The following is a 17,845-nucleotide window of genomic DNA, read 5'->3' as shown; positions in this document are numbered from 1 at the left end:
CTACAGTTCCTTGATCCGTACGTTGCGGTACGACACCACGTCAGTGGTCCCGTGGACCTGCAGGCCCACATAGCCCGAGGCGTAGCGGCGCCCGTCGGTGCCCGGGTCGTCGCCGCGCGGCGGTTCGAAGACCTGACCGCGGTCGTTGTCGAACTCGTTGATCAGCGTGCCGTTGCGATAGATCTCGTAGTGCTGGCCGATCACCCGGATCTCGTAGTCGTTCCAGGTGCCCTTCGGGGTGACGCCCGCGCCCGCCAGGCCGACGCGGTCGAACCCGTAGACGGAGCCGGTCTTGTACATGTCCCCGTCCGGGCGGTCCAGGATCTGCAGCTCGTGCCCGTACTTGATGGCCACCCACTCCGGACGTGACTCCTCCGGGTGGTCGTGCACATCGGGGAACCGGACGAAGACGCCGCTGTTGGTCCGGCCGTCACCCGGCGCGTCGTCGCGGAACTGCAGTTTCAGGGAGAAGTCCCCGTACTTCCGCTTCGGGTACCACAGCATCCCCATGCCCTCGACCTCGTCGTCGCTGGTCATGGTGCCGTCTTCGTTCAGTCCGAATCGGCCGCCGCCGACCTGCTCCCAGTCGGCGAAGGACTCCTTGCTGCCGTCGAACAGATCGCGGTAGCCGGTGTTCTGGCCGGGTGTGCCGATGCCGGAGCGTTTGGCGGCGCGGTTGATGAGCCGCTGCTCGCGGACGACGATCACGCCCTCCTTGACGAGCCGCGCGGTGACAGCGCGCACATGCTTGAGGAACAGCGCCTGCGAGGTCCACTCCTTCTCGTCCTCGATCAGCTCGTTGACGGTGCAGCGGCGCATCGTCATCCGGTTGGGCACCCCGGTGTCGACGGTGCCGACGATCACGGTCTCCCGCTCGTCGTACTCCGGGCAGGCCGGGGCGGGCACCCCGCCGCCCGCCACCACGCGGAAGGAGACCTTCTGCGGCTCGGAGGTGTTGCCCGCCTTGTCGGTGGCCCGGTAGGTCACCGCGTGGTATCCGGCCCGGTCGACGACCAGCGGGTCGGAGTAGGGCAGATACGGCGCGCCGTCCAGCGAGTACTCGATCGTCTCGACGCCGGACTTGTCGTCCGTCGCGGTCACCGTCACCGTCGCCCTGCCGATGAAGTGGCCGTCGGAGTTCTTGCTGCCCTCGGCCTTGCCCTCGGTCGTGGGCGGGGTGGTGTCCACGTCGGGCGGCTCGACGACGGTGAAGCTCACGGACTTCTCCTCCGCCGTGTTGCCCGCCTTGTCCTTCGCCCGGTAGCGGACGGTGTGCTCACCCGCGTCCGTGACCGTCACCGGCGCCGTGTAGGCCTGGTACGCGCCGCCGTCGAGGGCGTACTCGATGCCGTCCACGCCCGAGTCGGCGTCCGAGGCCGTCACCGTGACCGTCGCGCTGCCCAGGTAGTTGCCGTCCTCGTCCTTGTCGCCGTCCACCGTGGCGGAGGTCTGCGGCGGCGTGGTGTCCTCACCCGGCTCGTCCCCGGTCACCACCAGGGTGCCCTGCATCTGCTGATGTCCCGGGATGGTGCAGTAGTACTTGTAGGTCCCCGGGGTCAGGGTGACCTCCGCCGTGTGCTTGCCGCCCTTCGAGTCGTTGGGGGAGGCCAGGATGTTGAGATCGACGTCCTGGTTGTAGTCGGGGTCGGAGGTGGTGAAGGTGAGGGTGTGCGACATCCCGGTGGTGTTGCCGGTCGCCGCGCTGTTCTCGAAGACGATCGTCGCCTTGCCCGCCACGGCGGTCGCCGGAGCGGAGGCGTACTTCGTCATGTCGTCGTCGGCCGTCCAGGTCAGCACCTGATCGGCTGCCGTGCCGCCGCCTTGCGCGGTGGCGTCGGCGGCCGGCGCGGTGCCCTTGCCCCACGCCGTGGCGGAGGTGAGTCCCAGCACCATCAGCAGCGCCGCCAGCAGGGCCGTCAGCAGCCTGCGCCGCTCCTGTCTGCGCCGCCGCCCCGGCCGTGCGCTCGCCCTCATCGGCCCGTCTCCTTCCGCAGTGCCGGTTCGGCCATGTCCTCGGCGCTCGGGGTCGGCTCGCCGCCCTTGTACGTCACCCGCCACAGCGCCGACTTGTCGTCGGAGGTGAAGAATCCGCGCCCGTAGTCGAGGACGTACAGCGCGCCGTCGGCGCCGAACTTCCAGTCCATGAGGTTGCGGATGCCGCCCTCTCCGACGGGGACGATCTGATCCAGGCTCTCCGCGTGCGCGGGCCGCGCGCCCACGGTGTCGCCCTCGGGCATCACCAGCGCGTGCCGCGGCTGGTCACCGTCGTAGAAGTCGCCCACGAACCACTTGCCGTCCCAGTAGGAGGGCCATTTGCCCTTCGCCGACAGCTCGTCGTCGAACCGGTAGAGCGGCCCGGTCATCGCCGCCTGCCCGCCGCCCTTGAGCCAGGAGAGGGTGAGCTTCTGCTCGTCGAGCTTGTAGCTGGGCACACCGTTCTCGTCGCGCGGGAAGTCCGGCGCGCCGCCCTGCGGCGAGTACCAGATGTTGTTGTTCCGCGCGGGCGGGATGTTGACGAGCCCGTCGTTGTTGGGCGACTCGTTCTTCAGATGGTCGCAGTCGTACCAGCCCAGCGGCTTGCTGGGATCGGGCAGATTGCGGTCCCGGTAGGGCTGCTTGTTGCCCATGCAGTACGGCCAGCCCTGGTTGCCCGCGCTGGTGATCTTGGCGAAGGTGTCGTACTTGGCCGGGCCCCAGGTCGGGCTCGGGTCCTGTGCGTCGGGGCCGACCCAGCCCGCGTACAGGGTGTCGGTCTTCTTGTCGACGGCGATCCTTGCCGGGTTGCGGACACCCATCACATAGATCTCGCCGCGGGTCTTGCCGCCGCCCTCGGCGGTCTCCTCCCCGGTGAACAGATTGCCCTCGGGGAGGGTGTAGGTGCCGTCGTCCTCGGGGTGGATGCGCAGGATCTTGCCGTTGAGGTTGTTGGTGTTGCCCGCCGTGCGGCGCGCGTCGGCGAAGGAGACACCCTTGAAGTTCGGCTCCGGGTTGTTGCCCGAGTAACCGTCGCTGAACCGCGAGGAGTTGTTGTCACCCGTGGCGATGTAGAGATTGTCCTTCGAGTCCCAGGCCATGCCGCCGCCGGCGTGGCAGCAGCTGTGGATCTGGACCGGCCACTTGAGCAGCACCTTCTCCGAGTCCAGGTCCAGCTTGTCGGTCTCCTCGTCCAGGGTGAAGCGGGAGACCCGCCGCTCGGCCATGTGTGTGTCGCGGTTGATCTCACTGTGCGGCGTGTAGTGCAGATAGACCCAGCCGTTCTTGTCGAAGTCCGGGTCCAGCTCGATGCCGAGCAGCCCCTCCTCGTTCTTGACCAGCTCGTCGCCGCCGCCCTTGTTGCCGAAGACCGTCAGCTCGCCCGCCAGGGTGACCTTCTCGGTCTTGGGGTCCCAGATGTGCACCTGGCCCTTGCCCTTGCCGATGTCCGGGTCGTCCCAGTCGGTGACCACCGGCTGGGACGCGTCACCGCCGCCCCGGCCGATGTAGAAGACCCGGCCGTCCTCGGCCGTGACCAGCCCGTGCGGCTCGCCGATCTGGTCGGACTGCCCCGGCTGGTTGGGCCGGGTGAGCCGCTCGGCCTCGTAGTTGGAGGAGATCGCCGCCTGGCAGTCGGCACGCGCCAGCCGTGTCGTCCACATCAGTGCGCCCCGCAGATGGCTGCGGAAATCGGTCTCCGCGAAGCTGGACCGGGTGCCGCCCATGGCGGTGTAGAACGACCGGCCGCCGTCGTAGTCGCGGCACCAGGAGACGGGGTGGTCCCAGCTGCCCGCGTCCTTGCCCGGGTCGTAGCTGTTGGTGCGGACCCGCGCGACGGTGTGCACCTTCCCGGAAGGGTTCTCCTTCCAGTTGAGCCACTTGTCGGGGCGCTTCCACTCCACGGGCAGGTCCTGGGTCGCCGGGTGCTGCCGGTCGCCGACCTCCACGGTGGCGCGCTGCACCTTCTGAGGGCCGTTGTCCGCGGGCCGGGCGCCGATCAGCCCGGTGAACCAGTCCGAATAGGGCTCGGCGCGCGCCGCGTCGTGGATGCCGAGGAACCCGCCCCCCGCCTCCATGAAGCTCTCCAGCCCCGCCTCCTGCTCGGGGTCGAGCACATCGCCGTCGCCGGTGAGGAAGACGACGGCGTTGAAGCGGCCCAGCCGCGGTTTGGTGAAGATCGCGGGGTCGTCGGTGGCCCGGATGGTGAAGTGCTCCTGGGCCGGGCCCTGTTGTCCGATCTTCTCGATGGCCTCGATCGCCGCGTTGACGGTGGGGGACTCCTCGCCCGTCGCGCCGTGGAAGACCAGGACGCGCACGTCCTCACCGCCCGGCGGGCTCGGCAGTGCCAGTTTGGGCGCGGGCGCCCCGGGCGGCGGCGCCGCGAGCGCCGGTGCGCCGAGCAGCCCGGCGGTGAGCGCGCCGGCCAGCAGTGTGGCGATCCTGGTGCGTCGGGACCGCTGGGAACGTCGGGGTCTCGCCCGTTTCGGGTGCGGTTGGAGCCGCATGCGTGATCCACCCCTCTTCTGTCACAGAAACGTGGCAGAAGCTAGACCTCTTTCGGCGGTTCGCCAAGGTCTATGACCACAACTCGACGAACTTTGTCCTGAGTGTGGATAAACACTGCGGTCGGCGCTACCGTCCCCCACAACTCGCCATGCGCGGCGCACCGTTCAGCCTCCACCCGCCATCGCCCCCGGGGAGAACGAGAACGATGACCGGAGAGAACCGAGAGTCGAGCACCCACACCCGTCGCGCCTTCAGCAGGGGCCTGCTGGCCTCCGGCGCCGTCGCCGCGGTCGGCACGGGTTCGCTGACGGCCGCAACCCGGCCCGCACAGGCGGCGCCGGCCCGCTCCGCGGCCATCCGCCGCGCGGGCAAGGGCGGTGAGACCCGGCGGATCAAGATGTACGCGGAGAAGCTGCCGGACGGTCAGATGGGCTACGGCCTGGAGAAGGGCAAGGCCACCATCCCCGGCCCGCTGATCGAACTCGTCGAAGGCGACACCCTGCACATCGAGTTCGAGAACACCATGGACGTCGCCGCCAGCCTCCACCCGCACGGTGTGGACTACGACATCGCCAACGACGGCACCAAGATGAACAAGAGCCATGTGGAGCCCGGCGGCAGGCGCACCTACACCTGGCGCACCCATGCGCCCGGCCGCCGCAAGGACGGCACCTGGCGTCCCGGCAGCGCCGGCTACTGGCACTACCACGATCACGTCGTCGGGACCGAACACGGCACCGGAGGCATCCGCAACGGTCTCTACGGGCCGGTCATCGTGCGGCGCGAGGGCGACATCCTGCCCGATCCCGACCGGCAGTTCACCATCGTCTTCAACGACATGACCACCAACAACCTCACCAAGGGGCCGGACTTCAAGGCGACGGTGGGCGACCGCGTCGAGATCATCATGATCACGCACGGCGAGTACTACCACACCTTCCATGTGCACGGTCACCGCTGGGCCGACAACCGCACCGGGCTGCTGGAAGGCCCCGAGGACACCAGCCGGATCATCGACAACAAGATCACCGGCCCCGCGGACTCCTTCGGCTTCCAGTTCATCGCCGGGGAGGGCGTGGGGGCGGGTGCGTGGATGTACCACTGCCACGTCCAGAGCCACTCCGACATGGGCATGGCCGGTCTGCTCCTCATCGCCAAACCGGACGGCACCGTGCCCGGGCACGAAGATCATCACTGACCCCTCGCACCGCTGCTGCGCTGCGAGAACAACCGTCCACGGCAACACTTCCGCCGCTTCGCTCCAGCGTGATAGCGTTGAAGACGTTGCAGTTTTGGTACCCATACTTATGCGCGCCTGAGCTTTGTGGCTCAGGCGCGTACTGTTTATCCGGAGCTTTTCTGGATGGGGGTCATGACGGCGACGCGGAGCCCACGAGGTGTGCGGCTCCCAGCCACCCTGAAGGAGAAGAAGATGGCATCCGGCACTGTGAAGTGGTTCAACTCGGAAAAGGGCTTCGGGTTCATCGAGCAGGACGGCGGCGGCGCCGACGTCTTCGCCCACTACTCGAACATCGCGGCCCAGGGCTTCCGTGAGCTCCACGAAGGCCAGAAGGTCAACTTCGACGTCACGCAGGGCCAGAAGGGCCCGCAGGCGGAGAACATCACTCCTGCCTGACGCACAGCGCACACAGCTTGACGCGTAGTACCACCACTGGGGCCCGCACTGTTCGACGGTGCGGGCCCCAGTGCTGTCGGGGCAAGGCACCCAGGGGCTACGGCAGCATCCACGCGAGGACGTGCGACTGGAGCAGCACCAGAAGGCAGAGGGTCAGCAGGAGCAGCACACTCCAGCCGATGGTCTTGCGGAAGAGAACGGCCTCATTGCCGAGCAGCCCCACGGCGGTCGCCGCGATGGTCAGATTCTGCGGGCTGATCATCTTGCCGACGACCCCGCCCGAGGTGTTGGCGGCGACCAGCAGTGTCGGATCCAGTCCGGCCTCGCCGGCCGCGGTCTGCTGGAGAGTGGCGAACAGCGCGTTCGCCGAGGTGTCCGAGCCGGTCACGGCCGTGCCGAGCCAGCCCAGGAGCGGCGAGAGGAAGGCGAAGGCCGCCCCCGCGCCGGCGATCCAGGTGCCGATGGTGATGGTCTGCCCGGACAGGTTCATCACATACGCAAGCGCCAGCACCGAACCCACCGTGAGCAGGGCCCAACGCAAAGTCAGCACCGTGCGTGCGAACTCCCGCACCGCGTCCAGCGCGCGCACCCGGTGGACGACGGCCACCAGGATGCCGCACAGCACGAGCAGCGAGCCGGGGGAGGAGAGCCAGGGGAAGACGTAGACGGTGGTGGACGACTGCTCACCGGTGGCCGTCAGCACCTCCCCGTCGAGCCCGGGCCAGGACACCGACACATCACTGTCGGCGAGGAACTCCTCGGCGGGGTCCCACAGCTTGGCGACGGAGAAGACGGCGATGACGACGAGATACGGCACGAACGCCTGCAGGATCCGCCCCCGGGACAGTGCCCCGGCCGTACCGGCCTGTTCCGCCGCACCGGCCCGCTGCGCCTCCGCGGGAGGCGGCCCGCTGCCACCCGCCTCCCGGTGCTCGCGTTCGGCCGCCACCCGCAGGTCCTCCCGTACCCGCTCGCCCTCGGCCGGCCGCCACACGCGGAGGAATGCGACGACGGCCCCGAGTGCGACCAGCGAGGCGACGATGTCCGTGAGCTCGACGGAGATGTAGTTGGAACTCACGAACTGCGCCACGGCGAACGCGCCCCCGCACACCACGGCGGCCGGCCACGTCTGCCGCAGCCCCCGCACCCCGTCCACCAGCACCACCAGCAGCAGCGGGACGAACAGCGCCAGCAGCGGAGTCTGGCGGCCGACGTACGCGCCGATGTCCGCGTAGTCGATGTCGGTGAGGGTCCCGGCGGTGATGATCGGCGTAGCGATCGCCCCGAACGCCACCGGCGCGGTGTTGGCCACCAGCACTGTGACGGCGGCCCGTACGGGGGAGAACCCGAGCGCCAGCAACATCACGCCGGTGATCGCCACCGGGGCGCCGAACCCGGCCAGCGCCTCCAGCAGCGCGCCGAAGCAGAAGGCGATGATCAGGGCCTGGATACGGGGATCGTCGCTGACGAGGTTGAACGCCCGCCGAAGATCCGCGAACCGGCCGCTGGTGACGGTGAGCTGGTGCACCCACAGCGCGGCGAGCACGATCCACATGATCGGGAACAGCCCGAAGGCCGCGCCTTCCGTCCCTGCGAGGAGGGCCAGATCCACCGGCATGTCATAGGCCCACACCGCCACCACGACGGAGGTGCCCAGCGCGGCGAGCCCCGCCCAGTGGGCCTTCAGCCGCAGACCGCCCAGCAGGACGAAGAGGGTGAGCAGGGGCAACGCTCCGACCAGCGCGGACAGCGCGAGGCTGTCGCCCACGGGGGAAAGGTCCGGACGGTACATGCATCACCCTCGTCCTCGAACACCTGCGTTGCGAACACGGCGACCTGTACTGATCGTTCCGCAAGGTTGGTGCGAGAACAGCCCGCTGTCCAGAGGTCCGGCATCATGAACGTATGCCCCGACGCAAACCCGCCGGCGCGGCACCGCGCCGAGCCACCCCCACCACATCACTCACCGACTGCCCCTGCGGCGCCGGCCGCTATGCGCAGTGCTGCGGCCGTGCGCACCGCGGGGAGGCGGCCCCCGCGACCCCGGAGGAGCTGATGCGCTCCCGCTACAGCGCCTTCGTCCTGGGGGACACCGCCTATCTGCTGCGCACCTGGCATCCTGAGACCCGTCCCGCCACCCTCGACCTGACCGGCGGCCCCCGCTGGACGGGGCTGGAGATCCTGGACACCACCGGCGGCAGCGCCTTCCACCGCGAGGGAACCGTCACCTTCCGGGCGCACCACCTGGGGACCGGCGGCGAGCCCGGGACGCAGGAGGAGCGCAGCCGGTTCGCAAGGGTGGACGGTGTTTGGATGTATGTGGACGGAACCGTTGCCTGAGGCCGGGCCTCAGCCCTGCGCGTCCTGCGGATACCAGCGCAGCTCGACGGTGTTGCCGTCCGGGTCCCGCACATAGATCGACTGCGCCGAGCCGCGCGCACCGAAGCGGGTGACGGGCCCCTCCAGCACCTCGAAGTCGCCCGAGTCGATGACCGTCTGCCAGTCGAGCGGTTCGACGACCAAGCAGAGGTGGTCGACGTTCGACTCTCCCCCAGCCTCCGGCCGGGAGGTGCCCCCACGCGGGTGCTGCAGCAGATCGATGATCGTGGTGGGGCTGACCCGCACCGAGGGGAACGGGACCCGCCCGGCCCGCCACTCCTCCACCCGGACCGGCTCCAGGCCCAGCGGCCCGCAGTAGAACTCCAGCGCGCGCTCAACGTCCCGCACATTGAGCACGAGATGGTCGAAGTCCTTGACCTTCATGGGCAGCCCTCCACTTGTTCAGTCCTCGGAGTCCTGCAGTACGCGGAACTCCAGTCCGGCGCGGACCAGCCGTGCGGTCAACGCCTCGCCCATCGCGACCGACGGCGTCACCTGGCCCGAGGTGGGCGGCAGATCGTCGTGGGCCAGGCAGAGCGCCGCCTCGGCGAACATCTTGGCCGTCTCGTCGTAGCCGGGGTCGCCGCCGGCCACTTCGGTGAGCACCCGGCGCCCGCCGCCGCGGCCGAGGAACCGCACCGAGAACCAGCTGCGCGCCCGCCGCCGTTCGTCGGGGCCCTCGCCCGAGGCCAGCCGGGAGGCGAGCAGCCGCCGCAGCGGCGGCAGTTGTGCGGCGGCGAACAGCCCACCGACACCCGCGATACCGCCGACGACCGTCGGCAGCCGCCGTACGGCCGCGTAGTGGCGGTAGGTGAAGGCCGGCCCGTACCGCTCCAGCGCGGCAGCCGAGCGGCCCACGATCTGCGGATCGATCGTCGGCAGCGGCACGGCCCACACCCCCAGCTCCTCCTCGTGCCGCACCCCGCCGATCGGCGTCCTCACGACGCGGTCCGCCGGGCGCGGGTCGGCGGCGTGGCGGGCCTTGGCCGTGCGGGCCATCCGGTCGGCACGCGAGAAGGACAGCAGCGCACTCGCGTACGTACCGCCGGAGACGGCCGCGTTGGAGCGGACGAAACCATCGACGCTCAGCGGCACCCCCTCGGGCAGTTGCTCCACCGTGAACCGGGCACCCAGATCGTGCGGCACCGAGTCGAAGCCGCAGGCGTGCACGAGCCGTGCGCCGGTCTCCTTGGCACGGGAGTGGTGGCGCAGATACATCAGGTCCACGAACTCCGGCTCGCCCGACAGATCGAGGTAGTCCGTGCCGGCCGCCGCGCAGGCGGCCACCAGCCGGGTGCCGTGGCGCAGATAGGGGCCGACGGTGCTGGCCACCACCCTGGCGCGGGCGGCGAGTTCGGCCACCGAGCGGGCGTCGTCGGCGTCGGTGGTCACCAGCGGCACCTCGGCGGCGCCCGGATGTGCGGCGGCCAGCCGCTCGCGCATGGCCTTCAGCTTCTGCGGACTGCGCCCGGCCAGCGCCCACCGGCAGGTTCGGGGCGCGTGTGCGGCCAGATACCGTGCGGTCAGTTCGCCGACGAATCCGGTCGCCCCGAACAGGACGACATCGAACTCGCGCGCATTCCGCTCCGGGGCCTCGGTGTTCACCACAGCAACCTCTCCGGGCCGCAGCATCCTTGGCGGCGAAGGGCCCTTACCGACGGGTAGTGCTCGTGTCCCTCATTTCAGCAGACGCGACAGCCGCCGGTCCGCGAGGGGCTTCCCGCCGGTCTGGCAGGTGGGACAGTACTCCAGCGTCGAATCGCGGAACGAGACCGAGCGGACGGTGTCCCCGCACACCGGGCAGGGCTCGCCCGCGCGGCCGTGCACCCGCAGCCCGAGCCGCTTGCCCGCCTTCAACTCGGCGGCCGACAGTCCCTGTGCCCGCTCCACGGCGGAGGAGAGGACCTCCCGCAGCGCGGTGAACAGCGTGGTCACCTCCGCGTCGGACAGGTCGGCGGCGAGCCGGAACGGCGACATCCGTGCCGCGTGCAGGATCTCGTCCGAGTAGGCGTTCCCGATCCCGGAGATGACCGACTGATCCCGCAACAGACCTTTGATCCGATGGCGTTGGCCCGCCAGTACGGCGGCGAACGCCGCGCGGTCGAAGGCGGGGGAGAGGGGCTCGGGGCCGAGCCGCGCGACACCGGGCACCTCGGCCGGGTCCCGCACCACATGGACGGCGAGCCGCTTCTGGGTGCCGGCCTCGGTCAGCTCGAAACCCTCGGCGGGCTCGCCCGCCAGCTCCACGCGGAGGGCCAACGGGCCCTTGCCGGGGCGGGGCGGCGCGGCGGGCAGTGTGTCCTGCCACCGCAACCACCCCGCCCGGGCGAGATGGACGACCAGATGGAGGTCGCTGTCCCCCGCGCCGGCCAACTGCAGATCGAGGAACTTGCCGTGGCGCGCCACCCCGGTGAAGGCGCGGCCCTCCAGGGCGTCCAGCGGCGGGTCGTACGTCTTGAGCACGCTGATCGCGACCGGCAGTACGCGACGGACGGCGCGGCCGGTCAGCCGCTCGGCCAGGAAGCCTCTCAGCGCCTCGACTTCGGGAAGTTCCGGCATGGTGACTCCTCCTGGCCTCCGGAGCGGCGGCTGCGACGGTACGCGACGGTATGCGCCGGAACGCGTGGGGACGTGACGGGCCGCGACGGGACGGGCGTCAGGCCAGCTTGGCCTCGTGGGTGATCGGGGTGGCCTTCAGCGCCTGGCTGACCGGGCAGTTCTGGGCCGCCTCCGCCGCGGCGGCGGCGAACGCGTCCTGGTCGATGCCGGGCACCTCGCCCTCCACGGTCAGATGGATACCGGTGATGCCCGTACCCGGCTGGAAGTCGACGGCGGCCTTGGTCGTCAGCCTGGTGGGCGGGGTGCCCGCACTGTTGAGGCCGTTGGAGAGCGCCATCGAGAAGCAGCTGGAGTGCGCGGCGGCGATCAGCTCCTCGGGGCTGGTCCTGCCGCCCGGCTCCTCGGCGCGCGACGCCCACGAGACCGGGTACTGGCCGATGCCCGAGGAGTCGAGGGTGACGGTGCCCGACCCCTCCGTCAGGTTGCCGTTCCAGACCGTGTGGGCGGTGCGTGTGGTCGCCATCGTGATCTCTCTCCGTAACGTCGACGTCAAGGGTGAGGCCCGCCGCCGGCCTGGAGGGGCCGGACGGCGTGCCGCAGGCAAGTCTCGCAGTACCCGATCCTGCGCCCTCGCCACGCCCACCGCACCTCATGACGCGCCGGTGCCGTACGCACGCACACCGTTCAACAACTTCGGGCCGGACGAAGGGGCGTGCGGGGGTACGGTGTGCCGTCCAGCGGGTATCAAAGAGTAATCGACCTCATGCGGAGAGTGAAAAGAAAGTGGGTGGCGCACAGTTATGATCAAGGGGATCGACGTCTCCTCGTACCAGCCCGAGGACTACAGCACCCGGGGCATGGAGTTCGTCTTCATCAAGATCACCGAGGGGAAGTCCTACACCAATCCCAAGTGGGTGGCGCAGCGCAAGACCGGTCGTGACGCGGGACTGGTCACCGGCTTCTACCACTTCGTCAGGCCGGGCAGCATGAAGGCCCAGGCCGACTACTTCCTCTCGAAGATCGACCTCGTCGCCGGCGACATGCTCGTGCTGGACTGGGAGGACCCCAAGGTCAGCAACGACGAGAAGGACGAGTGGATCAAGTATGTGCAGAAGAAGGCCGACGGCCACAAGGTCCTGCTGTACTGCAACCGCGACTTCTGGCTGAATCGCGACAAGACGTCGTTCGCGGGCGACGGTCTGTGGATCGCGCAGTACAACGGCAAGCCGGGCGAGCCCGACATCAAGCACCGCTGGCGCTTCCACCAGTACACCAGCGACCCGATCGACACCAACCTGGGCGAGTTCGACAGCCGTGAGGCGTTGCGTGCCTGGGCGGGCGGCAAGAAGAGCGACTCGGACAAGAAGTGAGGAAGGTGCGGTCCGCGCGGGCGGTGGTCTGGGGTCCCGCCCGAAACCGGGGAGGGATACGCTCCCGGCATGCCGGAAGCCAACTCCCCCTCCTCTCCAGCCCGCGCCCGTACCGATGACAGCACCCCCGCCGAAGACGCCGGGTCCGCGCCCCCTGAGCAGTCCGGACCGCAACAGCCGACCGGGCAGGGCGAGCGGACCGGGGACGGCGAGCCGGCCGGGCAGGGCGACCAGGCCGGGCAGGGAGGCGAGCCGAACGAGGGCGAGCCGAACGGGGGCGAGTCGTACGAGGGCGAGTCGTACGAGCGCGAGGAGGAGCGACCGGCGCTGACGCCACGCCAGGCGCGGCGCATACGCATAGTCCTCTCCGCCGTCGTCATGCTCGCCGTGGCCGTCGCCCTGGTCGTCCGGCTGGGCTCGGCGCCCTCGGTCCTCACCGTGGGCTTCTACGGCATCGCACTGATCCTCTCGGGCACGGCCATCGCGCTCAGCCGCAGGGGACGCACCCGCGTGGCGACGGCCGTGCTGGGGCTCGGCTTCGTCCTCGTCGTGTTCGGCGAGTGGCTGCTGGGCTTCTCGGGCGGGCCCTGACCCGCGAAGCGGCGGCCCTCAGATCCATTCGGCGGGATCGCCGCCCACCTGGCCCGGCGGCCGGAGCCAGTCGTGGGGGCAGCGGGCCGTTCCCGGGGCGCCGCCCGCGCCGCCGGAGGTGGCCGTCGGGCCGAATCCGACCGGGGGCAGGGCGTGGCGCAGCCGTCCCAGTGGGCTGTCGGTCTCCGTCAGCCACGGAGCCGGGTCGAACGCGTCTGCGGACGGCTCCGCGTCCCCTTTGCCGCGGCCACCGGAACCGGGCGCCGACGACGTGCCCGACACGGGTGGCAGCTCGTGCTGCAGCCAGTGCGCGGTACGGGCCAGCGAGAGACGTACCAGCCGGGACCCCGGGCTGCCGGTGCGCTGCTCGGTGAGGGCCCGGAGCACCCCGGCGGCCAGCAGATAGCCGGTGCCGTGGTCGAGCGCCTGGGCCGGAAGCGCGCCGGGTGCCAGGTCGGGCGAGTTCGTCACCTTGGCCGTGCCGGCCTCGCCCGCCGCCTCCAGACAGGCGATACCGGTCGCCGCCTGCACCAGACTGTCGAAGCCCCGCCTGCGCTGCCAGGGACCGGCGGCCCCCCACGCGCTGAGCTGGCCCACCACCAGGCCGGGCCGACGGTCCATCAGCGACTCGGGTGCCAGTCCGAACCGGTCCAGCGCGCCGGGCCGGTAGCCGGTCACCACCACGTGCGCCGAGGCCAGCAGTTCCTCGAACGTGGCCTGTCCCGCGCGGCTCGACAGGTCGAGCAGTGTCGAACGTTTGCCCAGGTCGGTGTCGGCGTGGGTGTCCAGGGACTCCGGCCGCTCGGGCGCGTCGATGCGCAGCACGTCCGCGCCGAGCAGCGCGAGCGTACGGGTGGCGACCGGGCCCGCCAGGACGCGCGTGAGGTCCAGGACGCGCAAGCCACGCAGTCCGCCCGGCCCGTGCGGGCCCTCCAGCGCGAGCGTCGGCGCGCCGTCCAGCCTGCTGAGGGCCACCAGCGGGGTGGGCGTCACCGCCGCCCGCTGCGGGTGCGCCGCCCACTCCTCGGGGGTCCGGACGGCGACGGCCACCCCGCCCTCGGCGTAGACCGCCTCCTCGACGTCCCACGCCTGACGGCCCGCCAGCTCGGTGGCCATCCGGCCCGCCGCCGCCTCGTCCTCCGCCGGCCCGTGGTCGGGCATGCCGAGCGCGGACAGCAGCCGGGCGCGGTGGTGCGGATAGTTGGCGTGGGTGCGTACCCAGCCGTCGGCGGTACGCCAGAACCGGGACAGCGGTGCGAAGGTCACCGGAGCCCTGCCGTCGACGCGTACCAGCCGGTCACTGTGGAAGGCGGTGGCCACGGCGCCGTCGTCCACCCGGACGGGCGGCAGCAGCGCGCTGCGGGCCCGTACGCACGAGAACTCGGCGGCTGCCAGCGAGCACGCCGCCACCGTGGCGGAGGCGAGCTCCAGCACGGGCAGCGCGGAGGGGAGCAGACCCGGGCGGCGCTCGCGGGAGACGCGGGCCAGCAGTGCCGGGTCGCCGCCGAGCGCCGCCCACGCCTGAGCGGTTCCCGACTGCGGTACGGCGCGTCCTGCGGCGGAGGGCGCCGGGCCGGTGGCCGGTGCGGACGAGTCGGACGTACCGCCGGACGCACCGCCCGGCCCCCCGCCCGGCCCCCCGCCGGGCAGGACTCCGCCGGGCTCGCCGCTGCTTTCGAACTCGCCCGGTACGAACTCGGTGTCGAATCCCGCGCCGCTCGCGGAGTCGCGTGCTGCGAGGTCCCGAGCCTCCGTCGGCTTCCCAGCCGCAGAAAACTGATCCATAACGCGCATTTTGGCACCCGAGGGCGCGGGACCGGGTGACGGCGGGGCGGTGGTGGCCTTAGGTTACGGCGGCCGGTTGTCGGATCGTCGGCTCGGCGGGCGGCCGGTGCCGGCCGTCGGGGCGGGCGTCGGAAGAAGGAAGCGGGTGGGGACGATGCGGCGGACGTGGGCCGTGGTGCTGGCCGGGGTGACGGTGTGCACGGCCGTGAGCGGCGCGCCGGCGACAGCCGGTCAGCGGGACGGGACACCGACGGCATCGCAGACGGCGTCGCCGACGGCAGCCGGCCCCGGCGAGCGGGCTGCCGGGATCGGCTGGTCCGACAAGGACAGCGGCAGCACCGAGCGGTTCCGCGGACTGTCCGCCGTCAGCCGGTCCGCCGCCTGGGTGGCGGGCAGCGGCGGCAGCGTGCTGCGCACCACGGACGGCGGCCGGACATGGCGCGACGTCTCCCCACCGGGCGCGGCCGGGCTCGAACTCCGCGACATCGAGACCTTCGGTACGCGCGGTGCCGTGGCGCTGGCGATCGGGGCGGGCGACGCCTCGCGGGTCTTCCGCACCGAGGACGGCGGGGCGCACTGGCGCGAGACCTTCCGCAACACCGATCCGGCGGCCTTCTACAACTGCGTCACCTTCTTCGACCGCCGCAACGGGCTGATCGTCGGCGACCCGGTGGACGGGAAGTTCCGCGTCCTGGCGACCCGCGACGGCGGCCGGCACTGGCGGCCGCTGCCCTCGGACGGCATGCCCGCCGCCCGGCAGGGTGAGGCCAACTTCGCCGCCGGCGGCCAGTGCCTCACCAGCGCGGGCGGGCGGCACGCGTGGTTCGCCACCGGCGGCGCCGAGACCTCACGCGTCTTCCGCACCACCGACCGGGGACGGCACTGGCGCGCCGCCGAGACCCCCGTACCCGCCGCCGCGCCCGCACGGGGCGTCTTCGCGCTCGCCTTCCGCGACCCCGGGCACGGGCTGGCCGTGGGCGGCGACTACCGACCCGGGCAACCCTCCCCGCGGGCCTCGGCGGTGACGGGGAACGGAGGTTCGAGTTGGCGGGTCAGTGCTCGCCCCGTACCCGCCTACCGCTCGGGCGTCACCTGGCTGCCGCACACCGGCCGGGCCGCGGTGGCGGTCGGCCCCACCGGCTCCGATCTCACCGTCGACGGCGGCCGCAACTGGCGCACCTTCGACCACGGCTCCTACGACACCGTCGACTGCGCCCCGGACTTCGGCTGCTGGGCGGCCGGTGAGAAAGGGCGGGTGGCGCGGCTGGAGGTGAGAGCCACCCCGACCGGATCCGCACGCGCTCCGCTGCCGGACCTGGTACCCCTGCCAGGCCCCGGCACGCGGGCGATCCACCCGCGATGAGGGATGCCGCCGCGTGCCGAGGCCGCCGCAGACCGCAGCGCTGCCCCCTCAACGGCCGACGTCCGCGGTGCCCCGGCGCCGCAGCAGACCCTTGGCGAGCTTGCCCGTCGGAGTGCGGGGCAGCCGGTCGGTGAGCTCCAGGGTGCGGGGGGTCTTGTACCCGGCCAGATGTTCGCGCGCGTACGCCAGCAGCTCGTGGACCAACTGCTCGCCCGCAGCGGGCACCACGTCCGGCTCGGGCTGGACAACGGCGTGCACCGACTCGCCCATCTCCGCATCCGGCACCCCGATCACGGCGACATCGGCGACCTTCGGGTGCAGTGTCAGACAGTCCTCGATCTCCTGCGGATAGACGTTCACCCCACCGGAGATGATGGTGAACGCCTTGCGGTCGGTGAGGAAGAGATAGCCGTCCTCGTCGAGGTGACCGATGTCGCCGGTGGTCGTCCACGCCGGGTGCTCGGGGTGCTGGGCCTCGGCGGTGCGCGCCGGGTCGTTGTGGTACGTGAACGGCAGCTCGTCGCGCGCGAAGTAGACGGTGCCCGTCGTCCCGGCCGGTAGCTCGGTGCCGTCGTCCGCGCAGATCCGGACCTCACCCAGCGGCCCCGACCTGCCGACCGAACCGGGCTTGCGCAGCCATTCCTGCGGAGTGATGGCGGTGAGTCCGTTGCCCTCGGTCGAGGCGTAGTACTCGTACAGCACCGGTCCCCACCAGGCCATCATCCGCCGTTTCACCTCGGCCGGGCAGGGCGCGGCGGCGTGGATCGCCACCCGCAACGAGGAGAGGTCGTAGCGGTTCCGCACCTCCTCGGGCAACTTCAGCATGCGTACGAACATGGTCGGCACCCACTGGCTGTGCGTCACCCGGTGCTGCTCGACCAACTCCAGCGCCCTTACCGGGTCGAAGGCGTCCATCAGCACCACGGTGCCGCCGGTCGCGGTGACCACCGCGCAGAAGCGCAGCGGCGCCGCGTGGTAGAGGGGGGCGGGGGACAGATAGACGGTCGAGGGGTCGAACCCGTAGAGCGCGCAGAACAGGGTGACGAGCGGGGAAGCGGACTCGGTGAGGTCCTCGCCGAGGAGCGGTGGCTGGATGCCCTTGGGCTGCCCCGTGGTGCCGGACGAGTAGAGCATGTCCGCGCCCCGGGGCTGGCGCGCGGGCGGCCGGGGCGAGGAGCCGGCCAGCGCCTCCTCGTAGTCGTCGTGGCCCGGGAGGCCGCCGTACGCCAGCCGCACCCTCACCCCGGGCGTACGCGGCACCAGCGCGGTCGCCACCTCCGGGAGGGCGGCCGAGACGATCAGCGCCCGCGCCCCGCAGTCCCGCACGATGTAGGCGGCCTCGTCGGGGGTCAGATGGCTGTTGACGGCGGTGATGTACAGGCCGGAGCGCAGCGCCGCCCAGTACACCTCCAGACAGCGCGGGTCGTTGTCGGACAGCAGGGCGAGATGGTCGCCGGGGCGCAGGCCCGCCCCGCGCAGCCGGTTCGCCAGCCGTACCGAGCGCTCCTCCAACTGGCCGTAGGTGAGCACCGCTCCGGTGCGGGCGGTGAGGACGGCGGGTTTGTCCGGCTCCGCGGACGCGTGCACTCCGGGGTACATGGCGATGTCCCTCCCACGGTGCTGCTGACAGCGCGTCAATACAGTGTCGCGCCGTTCCGCCACCTCGTACACGCCGCCTTCACG

General features: G+C 71.2%; 15 protein-coding genes. 6 read left to right on the top strand and 9 right to left on the bottom strand.

Going from position 1 to position 17,845, the window contains the following annotated elements:
* Together JW613_RS02375 and JW613_RS02370 are read right to left on the bottom strand one after the other, a co-directional pair.
* A complete protein-coding gene (locus JW613_RS02375; RefSeq protein ID WP_209208989.1) occupies positions 1-1,974 on the bottom strand; it encodes an OmpL47-type beta-barrel domain-containing protein in 1,974 nt (657 codons plus the stop codon).
* Positions 1,971-4,478, bottom strand: a complete 2,508-nt coding sequence (locus JW613_RS02370; protein WP_209208988.1) for a ThuA domain-containing protein — start codon at positions 4,476-4,478, stop codon at positions 1,971-1,973. Before JW613_RS02370 ends, JW613_RS02375 begins: the two co-directional genes overlap by 4 nt.
* Before the next feature lie 206 nt (positions 4,479-4,684).
* Here JW613_RS02370 and JW613_RS02365 point away from each other — a divergent pair, with 206 nt between their 5' ends.
* Together JW613_RS02365 and JW613_RS02360 are read left to right on the top strand one after the other, a co-directional pair.
* Positions 4,685-5,677: a multicopper oxidase domain-containing protein gene (locus JW613_RS02365; protein WP_209208987.1), complete on the top strand. Its 993-nt coding sequence runs from the start codon at positions 4,685-4,687 to the stop codon at positions 5,675-5,677.
* Positions 5,678-5,911: 234 nt separating this feature from the next.
* The gene (locus JW613_RS02360; protein WP_030405997.1) at positions 5,912-6,115 is read left to right on the top strand and encodes a cold-shock protein; all 204 of its coding nucleotides are present in this window, start codon (positions 5,912-5,914) and stop codon (positions 6,113-6,115) included.
* A 97-nt stretch (positions 6,116-6,212) separates the two neighbouring features.
* Here JW613_RS02360 and JW613_RS02355 read toward each other — a convergent pair whose 3' ends face one another.
* Positions 6,213-7,907 (bottom strand): L-lactate permease, encoded by a 1,695-nt coding sequence (locus JW613_RS02355; protein ID WP_209208986.1) that lies wholly within the window; start codon positions 7,905-7,907, stop codon positions 6,213-6,215.
* A 113-nt stretch (positions 7,908-8,020) separates the two neighbouring features.
* Between JW613_RS02355 and JW613_RS02350 the strand changes: the two genes are divergently transcribed.
* Positions 8,021-8,455, top strand: a complete 435-nt coding sequence (locus JW613_RS02350; protein ID WP_209208985.1) for a YchJ family protein — start codon at positions 8,021-8,023, stop codon at positions 8,453-8,455.
* A gap of 9 nt (positions 8,456-8,464) precedes the next feature.
* Here JW613_RS02350 and JW613_RS02345 read toward each other — a convergent pair whose 3' ends face one another.
* The 4 genes from JW613_RS02345 to JW613_RS02330 form a co-directional block, all read right to left on the bottom strand.
* Positions 8,465-8,878, bottom strand: a complete 414-nt coding sequence (locus JW613_RS02345) for a VOC family protein (RefSeq protein ID WP_209208984.1) — start codon at positions 8,876-8,878, stop codon at positions 8,465-8,467.
* An 18-nt stretch (positions 8,879-8,896) separates the two neighbouring features.
* A complete protein-coding gene (locus tag JW613_RS02340) occupies positions 8,897-10,126 on the bottom strand; it encodes a saccharopine dehydrogenase family protein (RefSeq protein ID WP_209208983.1) in 1,230 nt (409 codons plus the stop codon).
* 45 nt (positions 10,127-10,171) lie between these two features.
* The gene (locus tag JW613_RS02335) at positions 10,172-11,053 is read right to left on the bottom strand and encodes an Fpg/Nei family DNA glycosylase (protein WP_209208982.1); all 882 of its coding nucleotides are present in this window, start codon (positions 11,051-11,053) and stop codon (positions 10,172-10,174) included.
* A 97-nt stretch (positions 11,054-11,150) separates the two neighbouring features.
* The gene (locus JW613_RS02330) at positions 11,151-11,576 is read right to left on the bottom strand and encodes an OsmC family protein (protein ID WP_099885272.1); all 426 of its coding nucleotides are present in this window, start codon (positions 11,574-11,576) and stop codon (positions 11,151-11,153) included.
* Positions 11,577-11,853: 277 nt separating this feature from the next.
* On the opposite strand from JW613_RS02330, the gene JW613_RS02325 reads away from it, so the two are divergent.
* Both JW613_RS02325 and JW613_RS02320 read left to right on the top strand, forming a co-directional pair.
* Positions 11,854-12,423 (top strand): glycoside hydrolase family 25 protein, encoded by a 570-nt coding sequence (locus JW613_RS02325; RefSeq protein WP_099885273.1) that lies wholly within the window; start codon positions 11,854-11,856, stop codon positions 12,421-12,423.
* 69 nt (positions 12,424-12,492) lie between these two features.
* On the top strand, positions 12,493-13,014 hold the full coding sequence (locus JW613_RS02320) for a hypothetical protein (RefSeq protein WP_209208981.1): 522 nt from the start codon (positions 12,493-12,495) through the stop codon (positions 13,012-13,014).
* A gap of 18 nt (positions 13,015-13,032) precedes the next feature.
* On the opposite strand, the gene JW613_RS02315 is transcribed toward JW613_RS02320, so the two are convergent.
* Positions 13,033-14,808 carry a CoA transferase gene (locus tag JW613_RS02315; protein ID WP_245224788.1) on the bottom strand — a complete coding sequence of 592 codons (1,776 nt, stop codon included), beginning with the start codon at positions 14,806-14,808 and terminating at the stop codon, positions 13,033-13,035.
* A gap of 145 nt (positions 14,809-14,953) precedes the next feature.
* Here JW613_RS02315 and JW613_RS02310 point away from each other — a divergent pair, with 145 nt between their 5' ends.
* On the top strand, positions 14,954-16,162 hold the full coding sequence (locus tag JW613_RS02310) for a beta propeller repeat protein (protein WP_245224786.1): 1,209 nt from the start codon (positions 14,954-14,956) through the stop codon (positions 16,160-16,162).
* Between the two features lie 48 nt (positions 16,163-16,210).
* Here the strand turns inward: JW613_RS02310 and JW613_RS02305 are convergent, their stop codons facing one another.
* Complete coding sequence (locus JW613_RS02305) at positions 16,211-17,761, bottom strand: acyl-CoA synthetase (RefSeq protein WP_209208980.1); 1,551 nt, start codon at positions 17,759-17,761, stop codon at positions 16,211-16,213.
* Positions 17,762-17,845: the final 84 nt, after the last annotated feature.

Source organism: Streptomyces smyrnaeus, assembly GCF_017676345.1.
GTDB lineage: Bacteria > Actinomycetota > Actinomycetes > Streptomycetales > Streptomycetaceae > Streptomyces > Streptomyces smyrnaeus.
This window is presented reverse-complemented; position numbering and strand designations above follow the sequence as displayed.

Bases quoted from the DNA above. Each gene is read 5' to 3' on its own strand.
- JW613_RS02375 (WP_209208989.1), bottom strand. From the start codon at position 1,974: ATGAGGGCGAGCGCACGGCCGGGGCGGCGGCGCAGACAGGAGCGGCGC.
- JW613_RS02370 (WP_209208988.1), bottom strand. From the start codon at position 4,478: ATGCGGCTCCAACCGCACCCGAAACGGGCGAGACCCCGACGTTCCCAG.
- JW613_RS02365 (WP_209208987.1), top strand. From the start codon at position 4,685: ATGACCGGAGAGAACCGAGAGTCGAGCACCCACACCCGTCGCGCCTTC.
- JW613_RS02360 (WP_030405997.1), top strand. From the start codon at position 5,912: ATGGCATCCGGCACTGTGAAGTGGTTCAACTCGGAAAAGGGCTTCGGG.
- JW613_RS02355 (WP_209208986.1), bottom strand. From the start codon at position 7,907: ATGTACCGTCCGGACCTTTCCCCCGTGGGCGACAGCCTCGCGCTGTCC.
- JW613_RS02350 (WP_209208985.1), top strand. From the start codon at position 8,021: ATGCCCCGACGCAAACCCGCCGGCGCGGCACCGCGCCGAGCCACCCCC.
- JW613_RS02345 (WP_209208984.1), bottom strand. From the start codon at position 8,878: ATGAAGGTCAAGGACTTCGACCATCTCGTGCTCAATGTGCGGGACGTT.
- JW613_RS02340 (WP_209208983.1), bottom strand. From the start codon at position 10,126: ATGCTGCGGCCCGGAGAGGTTGCTGTGGTGAACACCGAGGCCCCGGAG.
- JW613_RS02335 (WP_209208982.1), bottom strand. From the start codon at position 11,053: ATGCCGGAACTTCCCGAAGTCGAGGCGCTGAGAGGCTTCCTGGCCGAG.
- JW613_RS02330 (WP_099885272.1), bottom strand. From the start codon at position 11,576: ATGGCGACCACACGCACCGCCCACACGGTCTGGAACGGCAACCTGACG.
- JW613_RS02325 (WP_099885273.1), top strand. From the start codon at position 11,854: ATGATCAAGGGGATCGACGTCTCCTCGTACCAGCCCGAGGACTACAGC.
- JW613_RS02320 (WP_209208981.1), top strand. From the start codon at position 12,493: ATGCCGGAAGCCAACTCCCCCTCCTCTCCAGCCCGCGCCCGTACCGAT.
- JW613_RS02315 (WP_245224788.1), bottom strand. From the start codon at position 14,808: ATGCGCGTTATGGATCAGTTTTCTGCGGCTGGGAAGCCGACGGAGGCT.
- JW613_RS02310 (WP_245224786.1), top strand. From the start codon at position 14,954: ATGCGGCGGACGTGGGCCGTGGTGCTGGCCGGGGTGACGGTGTGCACG.
- JW613_RS02305 (WP_209208980.1), bottom strand. From the start codon at position 17,761: ATGTACCCCGGAGTGCACGCGTCCGCGGAGCCGGACAAACCCGCCGTC.